A 22,755-nucleotide genomic window follows, 5' to 3' on the forward strand; every position below is an offset into this window, starting at 1 on the left:
GCCCATTTTTTAAAACAATAAAAGAAGTGAGTTATGTCGCAAAATACTAATCCGGTGCCAAAAATTGGTTTTGTTTCACTTGGCTGCCCAAAAAATCTTGTCGATTCAGAACGTATCTTGACTGAACTACGCACAGATGGCTATCAAGTTGTACCAAGTTATGATGATGCTGATTTGGTCATTGTGAATACTTGTGGCTTTATTGATAGTGCCGTTCAAGAGTCTCTTGAAGCGATTGGTGAAGCATTAAATGAAAATGGCAAAGTGATTGTGACAGGGTGTCTTGGGGCTAAAGAAAACCAAATCCGCGAAGTACACCCAAAAGTACTCGAAATTACAGGCCCTCATAGTTATGAGCAAGTACTCAATCATGTTCATCATTATGTGCCAAAACCAGAACATGATCCTTTTTTGAGCTTAGTTCCTGAGCAAGGTGTTAAATTAACGCCAAAACATTATGCCTATTTGAAGATATCGGAAGGTTGTAATCACCGTTGTACATTCTGCATTATTCCATCCATGCGTGGTGACTTAGATAGTCGCGCCATTGGGGATGTACTAAATGAAGCAAAACGCTTAGTTGAATCAGGTGTTAAAGAGCTACTGGTGATCTCACAAGATACTTCCGCTTATGGTGTTGATGTCAAACATCGTACAGGCTTTTGGGAAGGTAAACCCGTTAAAACCAGTATGGTTGGCTTATGTGAGCAATTAGCGTCACTTGGTGTGTGGGTTCGCTTACATTATGTCTACCCATACCCACATGTTGATGAGGTAATCCCATTGATGGCGGAAGGGAAAGTTCTTCCTTATTTGGATATTCCATTGCAGCATGCTAGCCCAAAAATTTTAAAACTCATGAAACGCCCAGGTGCGGTCGAAAGAACACTTGAGCGTATTAAACGCTGGCGTGAAATTTGCCCTGAATTAACTTTACGCTCTACTTTTATTGTGGGCTTCCCAGGGGAAACGGAAGAAGATTTCCAAATGTTACTCGACTTCTTACAAGAAGCGCGCCTTGATCGCGTTGGCTGCTTTAAATATAGTCCAGTTGAAGGCGCGAAAGCGAACGAGCTAGCCGATCAGGTTCCTGAAGAAGTTAAAGAGGAGCGCTATCATCGTTTTATGCAGTTGCAACAACAAATTTCAACAGAAAGGTTGCAAGAAAAAATTGGGCGCAAATTGCCTGTTATCATTGATGAAGTCGATGATGAAGGTGCAATTGGTCGTAGTATGGCGGATGCCCCAGAAATTGATGGTATGGTTTATTTAAATGGTGAATTTGACGTGAAGCCAGGTGACATTGTTAATGTGCTGATTGAGCATGCTGATGAGTATGATCTCTGGGGTTCAATTGTCTCTGAATAACCACCAAGTGAAAAGATAATAGACAAAAGCCTGCTCAATAATTGAACGAGCAGGCTTTTTTTAGCCGCATTATTAGTATCTAATTTCGATATAATCAATGTTATTGTCCTAGATCAAAGGATAAAAAACTATTCATGTATTATTTGATTTGTGATATTAAAATTTCATGAAAAATTGACATAATTTGAGAATGACTTACGGATGTATAAGGATGGCTATGTCTATTGATTTATCATCTCCAGTAATTTCTCCCAAATCAAAAGAAGTGGCAAAGGCGATTTCTTCAGAGTTGTTAATTCATTTTGCCAGTCTTGCTATCGAAAACGGATTGGCTCCTATCAATGATATGACTATCGATGCTTCACTCATTGAGCCTAATGGAAAAACGTTGTGGTTAAGTGAGATGCTGACAGCACCATTGGCTATTACCAACGTATTATCAAATTGTACAACTCAGGAAGCGTTATTTAGCTTATTTACTCATCCTGTTAAGTTACAGGGAACCTTTTATTATCTCGCCCCTATTTATTGTGAAAATAGAGCATTAATTGCCATCGTTGCGTTTGCTTCTCAAACGGTTGACAGCACTATTCTACTTGCCTTAGCAAACGCTGTTGGTCGTGAAATCAGTGAGAAAATAAAGCGTCACTTATGTTTGCAAGAGTTGGTTTTTGAAAAACATCAACCTACAGAGCGCCGAGAGCTGAGTATTCAGGAAGTCGAAAAAGCGGCAATTATCGAAGCGGCAAGGCTTTGTGGTGGAAAGGTCCAAGAGATGCATCAAGTCTTGAATATGGGGAGAACAACGCTTTGGCGAAAACTAAAGCAATACGACATTAATATTAAGGAATATAAGTAACTAACTCAAAGCGGCCTCATTATGCATGAAAAACAATGAGCAAAAAATGGTTGTAATTGATGGTTATCATCAAGAGATATAAAAGCCTTTCGAGTCGTTACACAAACCGCCGTATATTTTTACGGCGGCCTATGTTGAATCTATCAGAAATTGTCAGTGGTGGTAGTTGAAGCTCACCGTTTCACCATTTATGACGCCACTATTAATGAGCGAGTCTCAATAGATAATTGTAATTTTGTTTGTTCAGCTATTTGGTGAATGTTGTCGCCAAGATCCGTTAATATCGGTAGCCCCATTTTTGCCGCAATAATACAGGTATGGGAATAAGGGGAACCATTTGCTAGAGCAACACCCACTACGTTTGTATTTCTGTAGCGAAGTAGTTCAGAGGGGCCTAAGTTACCACTTAAAATAATCGTAGGCTCGGTGAAAGCACATGATGGCTGTGCGACAGATGATATTGACATAAGTAACTGATTTTTTAAGTCTTCAATATCAATAAATCGAGCTTGTAAATACTCATCGTCTAGTTGCTGATACTGTTTTGACATATTGTTGAATATGTTGGAAATCGCGTCATAGGCAGTATTGCGTTCATTTTCGATGCTTTGTGTGATTGATTCTACAAGTTCATCATCTTCTAATAATAAGCGATGTCCTCGAAAAATATTGGCAATCTCTTCACCATATTGTTCGCTCAGTGTATTAGCGAGAGAATCTAAGTGCGTTTTTAACTGTTCAATTGCTTTGGTGGCCCTACGGGTTTCGTTTTCACTTGTTTGATAAGACGAAATGCAAGGTTCAGTGTTTGGAGCGTGGCGATGAGCTAACCCTGCTACGGTTGGTACATAGGCCGTTTTCCCTACAAAGGTTTTGCTGTCCGTTGTTGCGATGTTATCTCCAAAATTGTGTTGGGCAAGCTGATTAAAAGCATCGATGGCATTTTGGCTATCTACTCCTTCTGCAACCAAAGTAATTTTGTCACCTTGACGCACTTGTAATAACGCAATTTGGTTCATGCTTTTCGCATCCGCGCGTTTTTCACCATGACGTAATTCTAGTGTGGCTGTAAAACCAGAAAGCAACGTTGCTAATTTTGCCGCTGGGCGGATATGTAGGCCCGAAGGATTTTTGACCACCCATTGGGTTGTTAATGCCTGCTCTGAAAAATGAGTATGTTTGTCTTTTTCATTCTCAGTGGTAGTGACGGTGTCATTTAGCTGTTGCTGTTTTGCCTGTAAAGCTTGTTGAGCTTCATTTAATATTTCATCAATTGAAGCTCCACCCGATGCGGCGGCCGTAATCGCTATGGCGCCTTCCACTAAAGGGGCGCTACATAAATGAACCTTTTCTGCCAAATCTGGATCGATGAGATCAAGTGCCGTTTCTGCACTGAGTAGTGCACTGCCTAAGTCCATTAATAAAATGATATGCTCGGCATCGGATAAACTTTCGATTGCCTCCATCACTTTCACCGCATCTGTGCCGATAGGGTGAGTTTCATCATCAACACCTGCCGCGGTGATGATGTGACACTTTTGTTTGTTTTGCATTTGCGCTGCAAGTTGATGCAACCCATCAGCGAGCAATTTACTATGAGAAACAATAATGAGACCAATCATATCCTTCTCCTTTACCAAAGTGTGGCGTTCAATCGTATCGTTTGATAATAGGGAATTTTACGGCAAAAAGAGAGCGCCTCGGCTGTTATTGAGCAATAAAAGTGCAAAATATTAGCGGAAGCGCAAATAAACCAGCCAATGCTCGTGGATGTTTGCTGTGTGGCAAGGATCGAGACTTAAAAACGTTTGCTCCCTTTTCCTGAAATTTTCATGGTGTCAGCTTACTGATACAAAAATTAAAGAAAAATGAAGTAACGGCATTATTATTGACTAATCATTGATACTTGGATGTCAGTTTTGAACCGTTTTTTTTAGATTAAGAGCATTTTTAGAGAATAGGATTTAACGGGGAGTAACTTAAATTTAAAAGAAAAGTTGAGTGCACCTAAGCGGTTATTTATATGAAAGAGGGCGATAAGTGAAATAACTTAAAACTAATATGCGAAATTATTTCACGGTGAAAATAATAATTCACTTAAGTAACATTAACGATATCGGCGAAGGAGGCTGACACATTGCAAGTTTACATGTGGCAGCCCAGAACATTAACTAATCTAGCCATGAAAATGGCCTATAGCAATTAAAACTGTAAAAACCTTAATATTCAAAATAAAAATATATTAATGGTTAAATTTTTTAATTAATTAAAGCTAAATAGCTAAATTAATATTATCGACAATGTGCATTGATAATCAATGATGTCATAAATTTCTAGAGTAAGTATTTATATATTCATACTCTTGTATTAATTGCGGTAACGATTTTATGCCGAGTTTTGTATAAATATTTGAGCGATGAACTTCAACCGTTCTTGGCGAAAGTGCTAATTTTTCAGCAGTTTCCTTACTCGTGTTACCTTCTAGGATCATATCCATGATCTCTTTTTCTCGATTGGAAAGACGATCAAATTTATCTGCTAATTTATTGTATTTCTTGAGCTCAGAATGCTCATTAGCAAACAATTCCATAGCATGGCTGACAGCATGCGCGATATCCGAATCTTTAAATGGAAATGAAAAGAAATCAAATGCGCCGGATTTGAAACTTTCACGGCAAAGCTCTACAGATGGCTTTTCTGATAGGATAATAAAAGGGATGATACCTAATGAACCATTGATATTATTCAATCTGCCAATATGATTATTTTCACTGTTTAGGAATATTAATACACACTCTTTTGCTCCTTCTTCTTGAGGGTACGTATAATTACTTGTAAATAAATCTTCATCATTATAGAACTTAAAATTGAAACCAAAAGATTCCATCATTAGTTTCAGTTTATTCTTAATGACATTATCATTTTCTATGATTACGTGAATGGTGTTATTCATCACCATACTCCTGTTACACTGATTTGATATTCATATAAAATTTGAAAAATACGTTGAGCCAGATTGCTACGTAAGCTAATGGTAATATTTTCTTGCTAATTTTTTAGATTTATTATTAATGTATTTACGGACCTTTAACGACCTTAATTTATATTATATTTCGCGACTAGGTAAATTTAATATAAAAGTAGGGTTAATGGTTAACGTTTGTGTCATTAAGTAAAAAATAATAAATATCTTACTATATGGTAAGTAGAAACACGTATACTTTGTTTATCTCACTATATATTTTAGATATGTTATAAAATTTTTTTATGTAATGGAATGATAATATCGTAAAATAGTAGTCATAAAAAGCTCTAATACTAGATTTAGTATAGTTTCATTTGTAATAATCACAAATATATTTAATCACTCCTGTAGGTGATTTTTATCCTTATCATGTTAGAATTTTCATTCGTTATTATATGGCTGAGTGAAAACACGTAATGGCTTCTTTAAAAGATGTGGCTCGACTTGCTAATGTTTCATTGATGACAGTCTCAAGAGCCATCAATAACCCTGAGCTTCTGAAACCTGATACCCTAAAACAGGTGCAGCAAGCCATTCAAACACTTAACTATGTTCCTGATTTTTCCGCTCGAAAAATTCGTGGGAAGGGGTCGAAAATATCCACGGTTGGTGTACTTGCGCTTGATACGGCTACAACACCTTACTCAGTTGAAATTATTCTTTCAATAGAACAGACCGCAAGGCAGTTTGGTTGGAGTAGTTTTGTGGTCAATATCACATCAAATGATGATAATGAGCGTGCTGTACGACAATTATTGTCGCAGCGGCCGGATGGTATCATTTACACAACAATGGGGCTAAGAGAAGTATCGATACCAGAAGGGCTACATACTTATCCTCTTGTATTGGCAAACTGTATTGACCCACAGCAGAATTTTCCTGCCTATATCCCTGATGATTACCACGGGCAGTATCATGCAATGTGCAAATTGATTGAAAAAGGTTATCGACGCCCTTTGTGTTTGTATATTCCAAAAGAAACATTAGCAGGACAGACCCGTAGAGAAGCGGTTGAATCTTCATGGAAGTCGGCTGGGTTACCACAAGAGGCATTAAAACAATATCACTTAGCGCTTGGTGATGAACATTATCTGGATGTGATCGACCTTATTAATAGGCATTGTGAAAGTGGTAAACCTGATTTTGATGTTGTGGTATGTGGTAATGATCGTATCGCTTTTTTAGCGTATCAGGTTTTGCTGAGCAAAGGGCTGCGTATACCTAAAGATGTTGCCGTATTGGGGTATGACAATATGATTGCGGTTGGGGAGCTGTTTTATCCACCATTGAGTACGGTTGTGCTGCCTCACTATCAGCTAGGGCAGGAGGCAGCATTACATATTATTGAACAACGAAAAATTGAAGGTACACAGTATGTTTCTTGTGACCTTCTGGAGCGCTCATCAATTTAATGAAAGGATCACGGTTTATTCGCGATCCTTAAAAAGTGGTTATTCGACCGCTTTATGCAGTGGCCATAATGTCGCCTTTATTAATTTGGCTTTCTGGTTTATGGCAAATAAAGTTAAAGCTCGCTCCCCTTCTTGCGGATAAATTCGGCTGGTAAAACACATTTCCCCCTCATTGATAAAAACTTCAATGCTAGATTTATCAATAAAAGCACGCATTTTGAGATACTGGGTTTGTGGTAACGGCGCACAGCGGTAATCACTAATAACATATTCTGGATAGTGGCGGGTGAGCATTAAGGTTTGTGTCTGCCCATCAATGAAGAATTGAGCACCATTACCAATCCAAAAACCGAATTTTTCAGCCGGGCTGTTCTGTAAATCCCAAATTAATTCAATTTCACAGGCTTTGGCATCATCATACATTTTAATCACACTATTTTTTTCTAACACACAAGGTGTGATCTCAATAGCTTCTTGCCGTAACGATGTCAGCTCTTTAATTGGGTTTACCTGTATTTTACCTTGGTTGTTCAAGGTTAGCTCTCTTGGGATGGTAAAGCAGCCTGACCAACCGTGAGGTTTTGATGGCATATGGCTTTCCCACATATCCATCCAAGCAATCGCTATACGCCGTCCATCTTTAGATAAGAAAGTTTGCGGCGCATAAAAGTCATGACCAAAATCGATTTCGGTAAAATGGTGAGTTATTTCATAAGGCTGTTGCGGTGACCAATGACCCACAAGATAGCCATTTTGGAAACGGTTTCGATACTGATGACCCGATGGTTTTTTGCCTTGAGGGGAAAATAATGTGACAAACTGTTCGCCTAAAGGGAAAAAATCAGGGCATTCCCACATATAAACATTTTTATCTTCTGTTTTAGCCAAAACTTGGTATTCACTAGGCCAATTAAGTAGATCCTCTGTGCTAAAGAGGAGAATTTGCCCCTGATTTAAATGGTCTCTTGCACCAACGACCATCCACCAACGGGAATCTTGATACCAAACTTTTGGGTCACGGAAGTGCATATAACCTTCAGGTGGAGGGATAAGGACACCTTTTTTCTCAAAATGTATGCCATCTTCACTCACTGCAAGGCACTGCGCTTGATAGATCTCGCTGTCATCCCCTTCATCGGATAACCAAATATGACCGGTGTAAAATAAGTATAGTTTTCCATGATGACTGACCGCAGAGCCTGAAAAACAACCGTCGCGATCATAGTCATTACCCGGTGCGAGGGCGATAGGTTGATGTGACCAGTGGAGCATATCTTGACTCGTAGCATGCCCCCAATGCATTGGTCCCCAATCTGAACTGTAGGGATGATGTTGGTAAAAAGCATGGTATAGACCATTATGATAAACAAGCCCATTTGGATCATTTAACCAACCCGCATAAGAGGCAAGATGATATTCAGGATAAAATTGCTTGTTTAGAGATTGTCTCGCTGTTTCAAGCGCTATCGATGCTTGTTCAATACGTTGTTTCATCATAGCTCCTTTACGTGTACCGATTGTTTATCAGTGCTTATTGTTAAAAAGATTAGGTAATGCACATTGATCCATAAATAGGATGAGGCGATATAACACGTGCGTTAATATTGTCTTTTATTTATACTCTAAGCTTTAAATGTTAACGTTAACAATCTAGGTTTTCCAGTACTAATTTGTGTTAATGTAATAATTGTATGTCGAGTCATTCAATCTTCGAATGGGGTGAATATGAAAGTTTGGTCTTTAGGTGATGCGGTCGTTGATTTAATTCCTCTGCACAGTATGCAATATGAAGCCTGTGCTGGTGGGGCTCCTGTGAATGTCGCTGCTGGTGTTGCAAAATTAGGGATACCAAGTGGTTTTATTGGGCGTGTAGGTGAAGATGCTTTTGGTCATTTTATGCAAAAGACGTTATTTGATATCGGTGTTGATACTAGCGCGATGGAATTTGATGAGCGGTATCGCACGAGTACGGTGTTAGTGTCTTTACATGAAAACGGTGAACGTGAGTTTTCCTTTTTAGTTTCACCTTCGGCAGATCAATTTCTCAGTAACAAAAATTTACCGCGTTTTGAAAAAGATATACTGCATTTTTGTTCGTTAGCGCTTGTTCATCCAGTTTGCCGCGCATCATTAAATGAAGCAATTGATAAAATTCAGCAAGCGGGGGGATTACTCAGTTTTGATATTAATATTCGACCTCAAATGTGGTCGGATCCTATTGAAATGCATACCAAGGTCGATGAATTTGCTTATCGGGCGGACATACTGAAACTCTCGGAAGATGAGTTATTGTGGCTTGTTGAGGAGGTGACATTGGATAGGGCAATAGAGAAACTCAAGAATTATCCTGCCCGTTTGAAAGTTGTCACTCAGGGAGCGAAGGGCTGCTTGGTATTAACCCATACTCATCAAATCGGCATTAGCGCATATCGTGTCGAAAGTGTTGATACGACGGGGGCTGGTGATGCTTTTATAGCTGGATTGCTTGCGGCCATCGCCCAATTTGGAGTGAGTGATAATGATGACGATTTAATGAAAGTCATTACACAAGCAACAGCTTGTGGTGCATTAGCGACAACACGTAAAGGGGCAATCAGTGCAGCGCCATCCCAGCAAGAGCTAACGGCATTTATTCACCAGCAACCACCATTACATATTCGCGAACTTTGAGAAGGGCTTTACGGATGCGAATAGTGATGTTAATTAATTCAAATTGATAAATAAAAGTGTATGATATTTATAGTGAAATTTTATTTAAGAAAACATCAATTTTGGGTTAATTATGTTACTGAGATCAGGGGTAGCATTGGCTATCTTTTCTTATATTTTATGGGGGATCACACCGCTTTTTTACCGTTTGTTGCCCGGCGCTGAACCTTTAGAGCTACTTGCCCAACGTGTAATTTGGTCGCTCCCCTTTTTATTAGCCATTCGCTTACTGATTAAAAATAAAACGCTTTGGCAACAAGTATGGGCAGATAAACGCTCAATTATTTTATGTTTGTTTAGTTCATCTATTATGGCGATATCATGGGGGGCATTCACTTATGCATTAACCCATGGGCAAGTACTTGCTGCCAGCCTAGGTTATTTTATTAATCCACTGTTTTCTATTTTACTTGGGGTCGTATTTTTACATGAACGGCTAGTTTTAGCCGAGAAAATGGCGGTATTGCTGATTTTTTCCGGTGTCTGTTTCCAAATCTGGCAGTATGGTGAATTGCCTCTACTTGCCCTTGTGATGGGAAGTGCTTTTGCCGTCTATGGTTTGATCCGCAAATTTATTCGTTTTGATGTTATCACTTCGCTTTTTGTTGAGGCGATGTGGCTATTGCCTGTCGCCATTGGGATCACATGGTGGCTATCCGCTAATGGCACGAGTGCTGTCGAGGCGGGGGATTGGCAAATCAAGCTGCTGTATATGCTTGCGGCTCCGGTGACAATTATTCCATTACTGTTTTTCACTGCGGCGATAAAACGCACAACATTAACCGTAATAGGACTTGCCCAATATATTGAACCAACGATCCAATTCTTATTAGCTGTATTCTTATTTAATGAACTATTTGATTGGGTGAAAGGGGTTAGTTTCTCATTGATTTGGTTAGGATTACTGTGCTGTATTATTGCCTTGCTGCATAAGCGCTACAACGAATATCACAAACGTGTCCCTTATGTAACAGGCCGTGATAAGCGTTAGAAATGCTAAGCGAATATTGCGATAAATGAAGTGAAATACGATCTCTTATGGTTTAAGCAAACGATTGCGTATATAATATTGTCCATGAAATCAGCTTTTTTATACAAGGTTATCCATCATGAATAAATTAGGTACAGCGCTTTGTCCTTCTGCAACAAAAGTGATGCTGCTCGGTTCAGGAGAGCTCGGGAAAGAAGTGGCGATTGAGTGCCAGCGTTTGGGCATTGAAGTTATTGCGGTTGATCGTTATGACCATGCGCCCGCCATGCATGTTGCTCACCGTAGTTATACCGTTAACATGCTAGATGGAGAGGCAATTCGCCAACTTGTTGAGAAAGAAAAACCTGATTTTATCGTGCCGGAAATTGAAGCGATTGCGATCAAGACCTTAGTGGAATTGGAGCAACAAGGGCAAAAAGTGGTGCCTTCTGCTAATGCGGTTTATTTAACCATGAATCGTGAAGGGATCCGCCGGCTTGCGGCAGAAGAATTAGGCTTACCGACCTCAGATTATCGTTTTGTTGAGACTGAAGCGGATTTTGTGACCGCAGCTAAAGAGATTGGCTTCCCTTGTATAGTCAAACCAGTAATGAGCTCTTCGGGTAAAGGCCAAAGTGTTATGCGCGGCGAACAGGATCTCAAAGCAGCATGGCACTATTCGCAAGAAGGTGGACGTACTGGTCAGGGGCGTGTGATCGTTGAAAAAATGATCCATTTTGATTTTGAAATCACGATGCTCACCATTAATGCCGTTGATGGTATTCATTTTTGTGCGCCTATTGGGCACCGCCAAGAAAAAGGGGATTATCGAGAATCATGGCAACCACAACAAATGAGTGAAAAGGCATTGGAAAATGCACAAGCGGCCGCTGCCAAAATTGTGACTGCATTAGGTGGGTATGGCTTATTTGGTGTGGAACTATTTGTATGTGGTGATGAGATCATTTTTAATGAAGTTTCGCCTCGGCCTCATGATACAGGTATGGTGACCTTAATTTCACAAAACTTATCTGAATTTGCCCTTCATGTGCGTGCTTTCTTGGGGCTACCTATCGGGGCAATCCGTCAATATGGGCCAAGTGCATCGGCGGTGATCCTTCCTGAATTGTCTAGTCGTGATGTTGTTTTTTCGGGGTTAGGGCAAGCGTTAGATTCGGATATTCAATTACGCTTATTTGGTAAACCTGAAATTGCTGGAACTCGCCGCTTAGGTGTTGCCTTGGCGATTGCGGATTCTATCGATCATGCGTTAAATAAGGCGAAGAAGGCAGCGGCAACCATAACCGTGAATGGGTAATGGCATTATTATCGCCCACTTAGGGTGAGTGGGCGATCATTGGCGTTAATGGTTATCCTGTATCACCATTGCCGCGCCACGCTCGGCAATCATGATTGTTGGAGCGTTGGTGTTACCACTTGGGATTTCTGGCATCACAGAGCAATCAATGACACGAAGTTGCTTAATGCCATGCACACGTAAGCGTAAATCGGTCACGGAAGTTGCTGTGTCTTTTCCCATACGACAACTGCCGACAGGGTGGTAGACGGTTTTACAAAAGTTACGTACAAACTCCTCTAATGCTGCCTCATCATGTTGAACCTGTGCTGGCGGCATTAATGTCTCTTTACTAACCGCTTGTAGTGCCTCCGACCCAAGTACTTTTAACCCAAATTTGACAGCACGTTTGCAGCCTTCCATATCTTCCGGTGCGGCTAAATAGTTGGCATGAATTTTTAGTGGCGCTTGTGGATCTTTGCTACGCAAGAGTAATTCACCGCGCGACTTAGGTTGTAAATAGCCCACTTTTAATGTGAAACCATGTGTCGCGGGCAGTGGCTCGCCGGGAACATCATCCCAGCTATCAAGTATGGGTAAAAAGTGAATTTGTACGTCGGGGCGACCTTGACCACAGCTATCAATAAATGCAGCACCTTCAAGTACGTTTGATGCTAATAATCCACTACGAAAAGCTAACCACTGAAAGCCATGTTTTATAGCATGGATACCTTTGTCAGCGCCAAAGAGGCTAATAGGATCTTTGGTTGTGACATTAATGGACATATGAAGATGATCATGGAAGTTTTTACCGACAGGAAGGTCAGCGACCGTTTCAATCCCTAATGATGAGAGGTGATCTTTAGGACCGATACCTGAGAGCATGAGTAATTTCGCGGAGCCCATCGCGCCGGCACAAATGATCACCTCTTTTTGGGCGAAAACATCGGCTTCACCACCATTTTTATCCTGATAGCTTACCCCAACAGCGACACCATCACGGATAATAATACGGTTAACTTGTTTATTAAGCTTTACTGTAAGTTTATCGCTTTGTGCGACACTCTTAAGATAAGTTTTTGAAGTGCTTGCTCTTTCGCCATTTTTCGTTGTTGTTTGATAAAAACTGACTCCTTGTTGGCTTTCACCATTAAGGTCATTAACATAAGGAAGCCCTTGCTCTTGTGCGGCTCGGATAAAAGCCATAGAAAGAGGGTGCCGATAACGGTTTTCACTGACAGGAAGCAGCCCTGCGGTACCATGATAGCTATCAGATAAACTTTCATTTTGTTCGGCTTTCTTAAACCAAGGTAGGACATCTTGGTAGCTCCAGCCATCACAGCCATAGATTTGCGCCCAATTATCGTAATCCTGTTTTTGGCCTCGAATATAAATCATGCCATTCACAGAACTGCTGCCTCCGAGAACTTTACCTTGTGCTATCTGCATCTTGCGATTATTTGCATGTGGTTCAGGTTCCGTTTCGTAGGGCCAGCTTTTTTGGGCAATAATTTTAGCTACCCCAGCTGGCATACGAATATACAGATGATTATCACTTCCTCCGGCTTCAATCAAAAGAACGCGTGACTGGGTTTCTTTAATAAGCCGTGCGGCAAGCACGCAGCCAGCCGAACCTGCTCCTACAATGATGTAATCATAGTTTTCATTATTCATACAGTTATTCCCCTGATCAAAGTAGCGTTGCTATAACAATTTATTTTCATGTTATTAACAATAACTCTTTATCTTATTAAGGTGTGAATAATGTGTTGTTTATGTGAAGAGTATCAAAATGAAAGTTGTGTGTTTTTTTCTCGGTGTTTTAGTATTTTGTTGTTTTTAAAGGATAAAAAAATCTAATTTATTAAGGTTTTTTGGGGTTTTCTTATTATTAATAAGTAAATGAGCTAATTAACTGATTGTTTTTTATTAGAGTATTTGCTGATTTTCGCTGTATTCTTAGTTTGAATATTAGTGGCATCCGCTATATTGCATTAATACAACTGACTGGGGTGAGGAAGTCGAAGATGAAGCAAGGTTTGATTGGGCTGTTATGCGTATTACCGAGCATGTTATTTGCTGATTCACTACATGAGCAATTTGCACAATTGATAGAAGCACCAGAAAAAACATTAAATTGCTTTGAAGCCGACTCTGCATATCGCTTTTGTTTAAAAAATCTCCCTAATCAAGGAATAGTTGTGGTCGACCAACAGGGCAATGAAGCCTATCGACCTTATTATTTTGATAATTGGCCTGATGAGCCTAAAAATGGGCTTTATCGTATCCGCCAAGGTGACAAAATTGGTTTTGCTGAGGCAAAAACAGGCAAGGTCGTGATTGAAGCAAACTATGATTGCGCCTACCCTTTTGAGAATGGGAAAGCCCATGTAGGAATAGGTTGCCAACGGGAAACGGATGGTGAGCATAGCTGGTGGGTTGGTGGCCATTGGGTATGGATTGATCTACAAGGAAATAGGATAACCGCTCATCCTGCATCGTGAGATTTTACGACTATTCGAGTTTTATTTAACAAACCATTTCATTTATACCATTTCCATTAATATGATTAACTTATTGATAATCAACTGTTATTGTTAAGTTAATCACACTTTTTTCGTCTTTGCCATTTCGATAAAACCATTCGCAGTGAAAAACTGACCGCTTAATTTTGTATGCAACCGCTCGCACTGACTTTAGACATTCGCCAATAGATATTTTCTACCATAGAGACCATGGCAGAGCTCAAATTTTTTCTTATTGCACGGTGATAACGACTGCCAAAAAGAGACTTAGTAATGATAAAGAACGGTTCTTTGAATCGATTTGTTATTGATAAGTCAATAAAACATAAGAGAAGTTCGTTTTACCTCAGAAGGGTGTTTTATGAACAAAAATGGTATTTTAAAGCACATTCCTTGGATGATCCTTGGGATTATCGGTGCGATTTGTCTAGGTGTGGTTGCACTTAGACGCGGAGAACACATCAGTGCGCTGTGGATTGTTGTGGCTTCTGTGGCGGTTTATCTCATTGCTTATCGTTATTACAGTTTGTATATCGCGAAAAAAGTGATGAAGCTCGATGAAACGCGAGCGACACCCGCGGTCATTAATAATGATGGCTTGAACTATGTTCCTACAAATAGAAACGTTCTATTCGGTCACCACTTTGCTGCAATCGCAGGTGCAGGGCCACTTGTAGGGCCTGTCTTAGCAGCACAAGTCGGTTACTTACCAGGCACCTTATGGTTATTGGCTGGGGTGGTACTGGCTGGTGCAGTACAGGACTTTATGGTGCTATTTATCTCTTCTCGCCGTAATGGTGCATCATTAGGGGAAATCGTTAAAGAAGAGCTTGGCCCTATTCCGGGAACCATTGCGCTTTTCGGCTGTTTCCTCATCATGATCATTATCCTTGCAGTATTAGCGTTGATCGTGGTTAAGGCACTAGCAGAAAGTCCATGGGGCGTGTTTACGGTATGTTCAACAGTACCGATTGCGCTGTTTATGGGAATCTATATGCGCTATATCCGACCCGGACGAGTGGGGGAAGTTTCGGTCATTGGTATTGTGTTACTGATCTTGTCGATTTGGTTCGGTGGTGTTATCGCTCATGACCCATATTGGGGGCCTGCACTGACCTTTAAAGACACTACAATTACTTATGTTTTAGTTGGTTATGCGTTTATCTCTGCATTATTACCTGTTTGGCTGATTCTGGCGCCTCGCGACTATCTCGCTACCTTCTTAAAAATCGGTGTGATTGTCGGTTTAGCGATTGGGATTGTGATTTTAAATCCTGAGCTAAAAATGCCAGCGGTCACTCAGTTCGTTGATGGCAGTGGCCCAGTTTGGAAAGGCACGCTGTTCCCATTCTTATTTATTACGATTGCTTGTGGTGCCGTATCGGGTTTCCATGCCTTAATTTCGTCAGGGACAACGCCTAAGTTGTTGGCTAACGAAAAAGATGCTCGCTATATCGGCTATGGTGCGATGTTAATGGAATCGTTTGTCGCGATCATGGCGCTAGTTGCAGCTTCAATTATTGAACCTGGTCTCTATTTTGCGATGAATACTCCACCAGCCGCTTTAGGTATCACTATGCCGAATCTGCATGAGCTTGGTGGTGCTGACGGTGCGGCAATCCTAGCACAACTGAAAGATGTCACGGCACATGCTGCGGCAACCGTCAGTTCATGGGGCTTTGTGATTTCACCTGAGCAAATTATGCAAACGGCAAAAGATATCGGAGAGCCTTCCGTATTGAACCGTGCAGGGGGAGCACCGACGTTAGCGGTAGGTATCGCGTATGTATTCCATGAAATCATACCTGCTGCTGATATGGGCTTCTGGTATCACTTTGGTATCCTATTCGAAGCACTGTTTATCTTAACTGCATTGGATGCAGGAACGCGCTCAGGTCGTTTTATGTTACAAGACTTATTGGGTAACTTTGTACCTGTGCTGAAAAAAACCGATTCACTGTTGGCTGGGATTATTGGTACAGCCGGATGCGTTGGTTTATGGGGATATTTATTGTACCAAGGCGTGGTTGACCCACTGGGCGGCGTGAAGAGCCTATGGCCTCTGTTTGGTATTTCGAACCAGATGCTGGCGGCAGTTGCCTTGGTGCTCAGCACCGTAGTCTTAATTAAGATGAAACGCAGTAAATATATCTATGTCACTGTGTTACCAGCGGTTTGGTTATTGATTTGTACAACTTGGGCATTAGGTTTGAAACTGTTTAGTGATAACCCTCAACTCGAAGGTTTCCTCTATTTAGCTAAGTCTTATAAAGAGAAAATTGCGGCGGGTGGTGCTGACTTAACGGCTCAGCAAATCACTGACATGAATCACATTATTATCAATAACTACACAAACGCAGGGTTAAGTATCCTATTCCTAGTTGTTGTCTACGGTATTATTTTCTATGGTATCAGAACAGCGATGAAGGCGTATAAAAACCCAGAGCGTACCGATGCTGAAACACCTTATGTACCGGTGCCTAAAGAGGGCGTGAAAACCTCATCTTCACACTAATCTTTAGTGTATAAAATGGTGCCCTGCATTGTGAGTAAACATGATGTAGGGCATCTGTATTGGAGAGCATATGTTTGGAAATTTAGGCAAAACAGGTAAGTACTTAGGGCAGGCTGCACGTATGTTGATAGGCATTCCTGACTATGATACCTATGTACAGCACATGAAAGATAATCATCCAGACAAACCGATTATGACTTATAAAGAGTTTTTTCGTGAGCGCCAAGATGCGCGCTATGGTGGAAGCGGTAAAGGTGGATTTCGCTGCTGTTAATTAATGACGTCATGAGGAATACAATGAAACCAATCTCTGTCACGATTTTGACCGGTTTTCTCGGTGCGGGCAAAACCACCTTACTACGCCATATTCTTCAAGCAGATCATGGGCATAAAATCGCAGTCATCGAAAATGAATTTGGTGAAGTGCCAATTGATAATGCCTTAATTGGTGATCGTGCGACACAAATAACGACATTGAGTAATGGTTGTATTTGTTGTAGCCGCTCTAATGAGTTGGAAAATGCTTTGCTCGATTTACTTGATGGGTTAGATAGTGGGAAACTCGACTTTGATCGCTTAGTGATTGAGTGCACAGGAATGGCAGATCCCGGTCCTATCACTCAAACTTTTTTTTCTCATGAAGTGCTTTGTGAACGTTATTTATTGGATGGCATTATTACATTGGTGGATGCGGTTCATGCAAATAAGCAACTTGATGATTTTGCGATAGCGCAGGCACAAATTGGCTATGCTGATCGGATCTTATTAACGAAAACGGATGTTCAGCCTGAGCATGAAGGCTTAATTGAACGCTTACAGCGCATCAATGCACGGGCACCCATCTATCCCGTGACCCATGGTGAGATTGACCTCGATTTACTGTTTAATATTCAAGGTTTTTTACTCGATTCACAACTGAAAGTGAATCAACCCACTTTCCGCTTTACCCCTAAACAGCACAATGAAGTGAATTCTATCGTTGTTGAATTTGATTACCCTGTTGAGTTAATGGCGGTCTCTGATGTTATGGAGTCTCTACTGCTAGGATTTGCGGATAATTTATTGCGTTATAAAGGGATTTTATCAATCAAAAACGAGCCGAAAAGGCTACTATTCCAAGGGGTTCAACGCTTATATAGTGCTGATTGGGATAGCGATTGGGCAGAGAATGAGCCGCGTCACAGTGTTTTGGTGTTTATTGGGATTAATTTACCAGAAAATGAAATACGCCAAAAATTCGCACAACTCCAGACGAATAATGAAGAGCTATAAACATATCGATAACCCCTTTCCTGACTGCTAAGGGAAGGGGGCGATAATAAACATACGAATCTTAACTTAACATCATAGCTTTTCATTGGTTCCGATATTAACTTAACCAAAATTAAATGGGTTAAATTTCTTGTCTCATAGGAACGGTACAAAAGTATCAAAACTAAATTTTAATAATTTCAAAAGGAAATTTATTCTTTATTTTAAGGGGGATTTTAGGTTTGGAAGGGTAAAAGTGTGCTCTAATCGAAAATAATGGTTATAAATTATCGACCTTACTCATTTTTATCCTATTATAAATTAGTATAAAGAATCAGTAATTAAATGATCCATTGGCTTGTGTTGATAGAAAAACGAAAAACCAGCGTGATAAGTTAATTTGCTATTATACTTTTAGTGATGCTATCGCGATATAACGTTCACAATCAATGATACTAAATTTAGTATCGTTGTTTTTATTGGCCATTTTATTAGTTCGGCCTTGGTTCTGTTGAAATAAACACGACTTACTCCACTGATATAACCAATAATAACAAGATTTTTTAACCCACTTTTACTAGCAAATACACTAGGGTGCCAAACAGGGCTAACTTACGTGTCTATCCTAACAGCGGCACCTTGACTGCAAGGGACTGAGAAAAAAGGAGATTAAAAGTTTATTAAATGCGATTTAGCCAAATAATAATGAAGATTTTGAAGTTACATAATGATCAGTTTTCTCACCATTATTTTTGCAAACATTTAATATCCTATCTAAATCAACGTGATTTTTGATCGGGGTTAAATTAATTTCTTCGATAAGTAAAGTATTAAATTCCCCAACGGTAATATCGAGTTTTTCTAATAATAGTAATAGCATGCTGACATTAATATGATTAATGCCACACTCATAGCGTGATATTTGCTGTTGGCTAAGATTGACTAAACGACCAAAATCGGCACCAGTTAAACCTTGATTTTGCCTAAGTCGTTTCAACGTTCGACCAATAGCTAATGAAATAGATGAAAAAAAACTATCGATACTCAATTCTTCACTTTCCATTAAAAACCTCTGTGTAGATAAAGTTAATAAATTATAGCCAACAAGCAATATGCTAAAACGTATTGCTTATTTAAGTTATGTTTTTATGTGAGCTTATTCTTATTTCTAAAACAAATATAAATCTTATTTTTTTTTAGATCAAATATCCGATAGTCTGAATTTATTTATTATACGAGTAAAACCCATAAATGGAGTAATGGTTCTATTAATATAAATCTAATAAAATCAATGCGATAAATGGTTATTGATACTTTTTGAGCACCAATAACTGAGTATTATATGCTTATAACCCTGGTTTTTATGTGTCAATTCGAGATAAACAACTAAGATTATTAACAATTAATAGTTGTTATATAAACATGTTACAAAAAGAAATGTTTAACGGGGAATTGTTAGAAAGTATTAATAAAGTATAAAAAAATATGAATATGAATAAATCAAAAATTATTACTATCAATAAGTTATAGGTTTCTGGTTTTTTGCCATATAAATAAGAAATAATAATGATTGTAATATATTAAATAACGCTCAACTGCATACATGCCAAGTTTAAATAAAAATTACCGATTATTTGGTTAACATCTACATTTTATTGAGTAACAGCACTATGCTCGACCTCTATTGAGCTAAATTATCTACAAACCCATATTTAAGTATTATTGTAAGAATTATCTTAGTTATTTTCTACTGTTTTTATCTGTTTTTTTAATATTTTTAGATGCCATAAAAAAAACAGGCCACGAATAATTAGTGGCCTGTTTTTCTTGAATTTTGATTATGTTAGCGCGCTTTTGCAGCCATTATTTCAATAATTTGAACATCGGTGTGCCTCATAGAGCCGGTAGCTAAAGCGCATAAGTTAGCTATGGATTGGTCTACATCGTCGGACACGATGCCATCAGAGCCTCTTACACAACTGTTGTCGAGAGCCATTAACACGGCTTTATAGGCGGCGCTAGCGCTGGTTGAAACCTTCATCGCACAACTGTTTGATGCACCATCGCATATCATACCACTGACATCGCCAATCATACTGCTAATTGCCATTGCGACAACCTCATAACGTGATTCTAGCAACCAAGCGATCCCCGCCGCAGCTCCCATTGCGGCTGTTGTTGCAGCACACAGCGCAGATAAGGCGGGCAGTTGATTATGGATATAGATTGCCATTAAGTGTGACAACATTAAGGCGCGAGCTAACTGCTCTTCTGTTGATTGTAAGTAGTCAGCAGTGACAACAACAGGCATTGTCGCCGCTATACCTTGGTTACCTGAGCCGGAATTACTCATCGCGGGTAATACGGCTCCACCCATACGTGCATCTGAAGCTGCCGATGTTCTGATCATAATTTCTGACATGAGATCTTTCGACAGCAAGCCTCTATCTCGCTGAGATTGCAACGTTTTACCAATATGCAGACCATAAACATGGCGTAGCCCTTCCTGAGACAGGGCATCATTTAAATGTGCGGCTTCTAAAATAAAGCGGATATCTTCAAATGGCGCTTGTGTTGCAAATTGATAAACAGCTTTGGCCGTGACAGGGGGAAGTGTCACGTCGGCAGCACAATCCACAGGGGATTCATTTTGTTGCATTTGTTGGGTGCTATCAAAAATAACAGTGTCGTTATGGATCATTTTTACGACATGCGTATGAGTACCCGCGATAACGACAGTTGCTGAGCCTTTATCTGTAAATACCGTTGCCTCTGAATAGATCACATCATCACAGGGATGCTTAATATCGACAGTAATAAGGCCCTGCGCCAACATATTTTTACTGCGTTCAATGGCACTCGTTGAGGCTGACTTTAATACCTCTAGCCCAGCGTCGGCATCCCCTCCAACAGCACCTAATGCCGCTGCAATTGGGAGACCCACCATGCCCGTTCCCGGTACGGTCACTCCCATGCCATTTTTCATTAAGTTAGGGGAAACGAATGCGGTGACACGAGTGACCGTACCACCAACGCAAGCAGCAGCTTTTGCTGCTGCTAAGGCTAAAGAGATTGGCTCAGTACAACCTAAAGCAGGTTTGACTTCTTGTTTTACTGCATGGATAAAATACTGCCAAAGAAGTGGCTGAGCTTGAACTTGCATAATGAATTCCCCCTAAAGAACACCTGTTTAATAAGGATATTTTAAAGAATTATTGGGAGAAAATTTTCACTATGTTAGAGAAGATAAAATTGTTTGAGAGAAATTTTTTCTATAAAGATGCGAATAGTAAAAAATAAATTTCAAGTTTGAGCTTAATCACAAAAAATCCTGCCTAAGCGATAGGCAGGATAGTATTGGTTTTAAGACTCACTTTCGAGATCAAGTCTCTTACTTTGCCATCGACGAGAACGCCAACGCCATGCGTTAGTTAAACCACGTAACCATTCATCGGCAAAAAAGCCAATCCAAATGCCTAATAAGCCCATTTCCATTTTTATTCCTAAGAAATAACCGAGTGGAATGGCGACTCCCCACATAAAAATAATGGCGGTGCAAAGTGGGAAGCGAGCATCTCCTGAAGCCCTAAGAGCGTTAACCATGACGATATTGATAGTACGCCCCGGCTCTAAAAAAACAGAGAGTAGAAACAGCGGTAATAACACATGAATAATATTTTGGTCATCCGTTAAATTGTTAAGGATAGGGGAACGGAATAACCAAAAGAAAAATACCACGCCAATCGTGACATAAAAGCCCATTTTTAAGCTTTTTATTCCACGACGGTAAGCCTCTTCAAAACGCTTAGCGCCAACAAGGTGTCCCACCATAATTTCATTACCAATACTGATAGAGATACCAAACAGCATGATAAAGAGTGAGAGTTGGAAATAGAGTGTTTGCGCGGCAAGAGAGGTTTCTCCCATTAAACCGATAAACGCAGATGCGGTCATAAAATGGAGGATCCACACTAAATTTTCACCCGCAGATGGCAAGCCTATATGCAGTATTTTACCTAGCATTGTACGTGACCAGCGAACCAGCAGCTGTGGCGTAAACTTGATCCTTAATCCATAGAATAACAGACAGAACAGCAAGATAACGGCGACAATACGGCCCACTACCGTCGACCATGCTACCCCTTCAAGGCCATATTGCGGCAGACCAAAAAAGCCATATAGCACAATCATATTACCAACAACAGTGATCACGTTAGCAATGAGCGTTACCCACATAGCGGGTTGAGCTTTGCCGTACACACGCAAGCAAGCAGCAAGAATGATGGAGATGGCTTCGGGGATTAGACAAATACCAAGAATATGCAAGTAAGCATAACCATCTTCCATTAGATGGGATGGCGTATTCATGATACTGAGGATTTTATATCCAAAAAACAGCGCGATAAGAGCACTGGAAAAACCGAGTAGAAAGTTAAAAGCGATAGAAATATGAATAGCTTGGCTGGCCTTTTCACGGCGTCCAGCCCCTAAATATTGGGCGATGACAACGCTACATCCCACACTAATAAAGTTAAATATGGTAATAAAAAGATCAAATACCTGATTCCCCACGCCCATTGCCGCAAGGTAGGCGGTTGAAACATGGCTCACCATATAGGTATTGATAAGTAATGTGGCCAAATGAAGAAAAATATCAATAAATATTGGCCAACTGAGAGAAAAGAGTGATCTCTCAGTGACATCGGATTGATGCATTGAGAACCTTCAAAATAATTAAAATAAAATTCATATGGATAAAGGAAAAGCAGGCAGATTTTACCCGTATTTATGTTGAGTTAATAGAGTCTATAGGTGCTTATTTAA

Annotated in this window: 16 protein-coding genes and 1 pseudogene; 10 read left to right on the forward strand and 7 right to left on the reverse strand. The window is 40.0% G+C overall.

Going from position 1 to position 22,755, the window contains the following annotated elements; all coding sequences use genetic code 11:
• Positions 1-33 precede the first annotated feature (33 nt).
• Positions 34-1,368, forward strand: coding sequence for a 30S ribosomal protein S12 methylthiotransferase RimO (gene rimO / locus PR833_RS04290; RefSeq protein WP_004922699.1), 1,335 nt, complete (start codon positions 34-36; stop codon positions 1,366-1,368).
• A 721-nt stretch (positions 1,369-2,089) separates the two neighbouring features.
• Positions 2,090-2,227, forward strand: a pseudogene (locus PR833_RS04295) (helix-turn-helix domain-containing protein); the annotation flags it as partial.
• Positions 2,228-2,415: 188 nt separating this feature from the next.
• On the opposite strand, the gene dhaM reads toward PR833_RS04295, so the two are convergent.
• Positions 2,416-3,849: a dihydroxyacetone kinase phosphoryl donor subunit DhaM gene (dhaM, locus tag PR833_RS04300; RefSeq protein WP_272525907.1), complete on the reverse strand. Its 1,434-nt coding sequence runs from the start codon at positions 3,847-3,849 to the stop codon at positions 2,416-2,418.
• A gap of 701 nt (positions 3,850-4,550) precedes the next feature.
• Positions 4,551-5,180: a response regulator transcription factor gene (locus PR833_RS04305; RefSeq protein WP_014656595.1), complete on the reverse strand. Its 630-nt coding sequence runs from the start codon at positions 5,178-5,180 to the stop codon at positions 4,551-4,553.
• A 488-nt stretch (positions 5,181-5,668) separates the two neighbouring features.
• Between PR833_RS04305 and PR833_RS04310 the strand changes: the two genes are divergently transcribed.
• Positions 5,669-6,664, forward strand: a complete 996-nt coding sequence (locus PR833_RS04310) for a LacI family DNA-binding transcriptional regulator (RefSeq protein WP_036941349.1) — start codon at positions 5,669-5,671, stop codon at positions 6,662-6,664.
• Positions 6,665-6,703: 39 nt separating this feature from the next.
• Here PR833_RS04310 and PR833_RS04315 read toward each other — a convergent pair whose 3' ends face one another.
• Positions 6,704-8,158 carry a glycoside hydrolase family 32 protein gene (locus PR833_RS04315; RefSeq protein ID WP_196715474.1) on the reverse strand — a complete coding sequence of 485 codons (1,455 nt, stop codon included), beginning with the start codon at positions 8,156-8,158 and terminating at the stop codon, positions 6,704-6,706.
• A gap of 231 nt (positions 8,159-8,389) precedes the next feature.
• On the opposite strand from PR833_RS04315, the gene PR833_RS04320 reads away from it, so the two are divergent.
• The 3 genes from PR833_RS04320 to purT all read left to right on the forward strand — a co-directional run bounded on the left by PR833_RS04320 (position 8,390) and on the right by purT (position 11,661).
• Positions 8,390-9,334, forward strand: coding sequence for an aminoimidazole riboside kinase (locus tag PR833_RS04320; RefSeq protein WP_272525908.1), 945 nt, complete (start codon positions 8,390-8,392; stop codon positions 9,332-9,334).
• Positions 9,335-9,446: 112 nt separating this feature from the next.
• A complete protein-coding gene (gene rarD, locus PR833_RS04325; RefSeq protein ID WP_171830651.1) occupies positions 9,447-10,364 on the forward strand; it encodes an EamA family transporter RarD in 918 nt (305 codons plus the stop codon).
• 118 nt (positions 10,365-10,482) lie between these two features.
• Positions 10,483-11,661 carry a formate-dependent phosphoribosylglycinamide formyltransferase gene (gene purT / locus PR833_RS04330; protein WP_272525909.1) on the forward strand — a complete coding sequence of 393 codons (1,179 nt, stop codon included), beginning with the start codon at positions 10,483-10,485 and terminating at the stop codon, positions 11,659-11,661.
• 45 nt (positions 11,662-11,706) lie between these two features.
• On the opposite strand, the gene PR833_RS04335 is transcribed toward purT, so the two are convergent.
• Positions 11,707-13,314: a GMC family oxidoreductase gene (locus PR833_RS04335; protein WP_102780741.1), complete on the reverse strand. Its 1,608-nt coding sequence runs from the start codon at positions 13,312-13,314 to the stop codon at positions 11,707-11,709.
• 353 nt (positions 13,315-13,667) lie between these two features.
• Here PR833_RS04335 and PR833_RS04340 point away from each other — a divergent pair, with 353 nt between their 5' ends.
• From PR833_RS04340 to yjiA, 4 genes are all read left to right on the forward strand, one after another.
• On the forward strand, positions 13,668-14,144 hold the full coding sequence (locus PR833_RS04340) for a WG repeat-containing protein (protein ID WP_014656592.1): 477 nt from the start codon (positions 13,668-13,670) through the stop codon (positions 14,142-14,144).
• 382 nt (positions 14,145-14,526) lie between these two features.
• Positions 14,527-16,680, forward strand: a complete 2,154-nt coding sequence (locus PR833_RS04345; RefSeq protein ID WP_004922657.1) for a carbon starvation CstA family protein — start codon at positions 14,527-14,529, stop codon at positions 16,678-16,680.
• A gap of 70 nt (positions 16,681-16,750) precedes the next feature.
• Positions 16,751-16,954 carry a YbdD/YjiX family protein gene (locus tag PR833_RS04350; RefSeq protein WP_004922653.1) on the forward strand — a complete coding sequence of 68 codons (204 nt, stop codon included), beginning with the start codon at positions 16,751-16,753 and terminating at the stop codon, positions 16,952-16,954.
• Positions 16,955-16,977: 23 nt separating this feature from the next.
• Positions 16,978-17,952, forward strand: a complete 975-nt coding sequence (yjiA, locus tag PR833_RS04355) for a GTPase (RefSeq protein WP_272525910.1) — start codon at positions 16,978-16,980, stop codon at positions 17,950-17,952.
• 670 nt (positions 17,953-18,622) lie between these two features.
• Here the strand turns inward: yjiA and PR833_RS04360 are convergent.
• The 3 genes from PR833_RS04360 to PR833_RS04370 all read right to left on the reverse strand — a co-directional run bounded on the left by PR833_RS04360 (position 18,623) and on the right by PR833_RS04370 (position 22,647).
• On the reverse strand, positions 18,623-18,994 hold the full coding sequence (locus tag PR833_RS04360; RefSeq protein ID WP_004922647.1) for a helix-turn-helix domain-containing protein: 372 nt from the start codon (positions 18,992-18,994) through the stop codon (positions 18,623-18,625).
• Between the two features lie 780 nt (positions 18,995-19,774).
• Positions 19,775-21,094: an L-cysteine desulfidase family protein gene (locus PR833_RS04365; RefSeq protein ID WP_014656590.1), complete on the reverse strand. Its 1,320-nt coding sequence runs from the start codon at positions 21,092-21,094 to the stop codon at positions 19,775-19,777.
• Positions 21,095-21,294: 200 nt separating this feature from the next.
• A complete protein-coding gene (locus PR833_RS04370) occupies positions 21,295-22,647 on the reverse strand; it encodes an MATE family efflux transporter (protein ID WP_004922637.1) in 1,353 nt (450 codons plus the stop codon).
• Positions 22,648-22,755 lie beyond the last annotated feature (108 nt).

Source organism: Providencia sp. PROV189 (genome assembly GCF_028480065.1).
Lineage (GTDB): Bacteria > Pseudomonadota > Gammaproteobacteria > Enterobacterales > Enterobacteriaceae > Providencia > Providencia stuartii.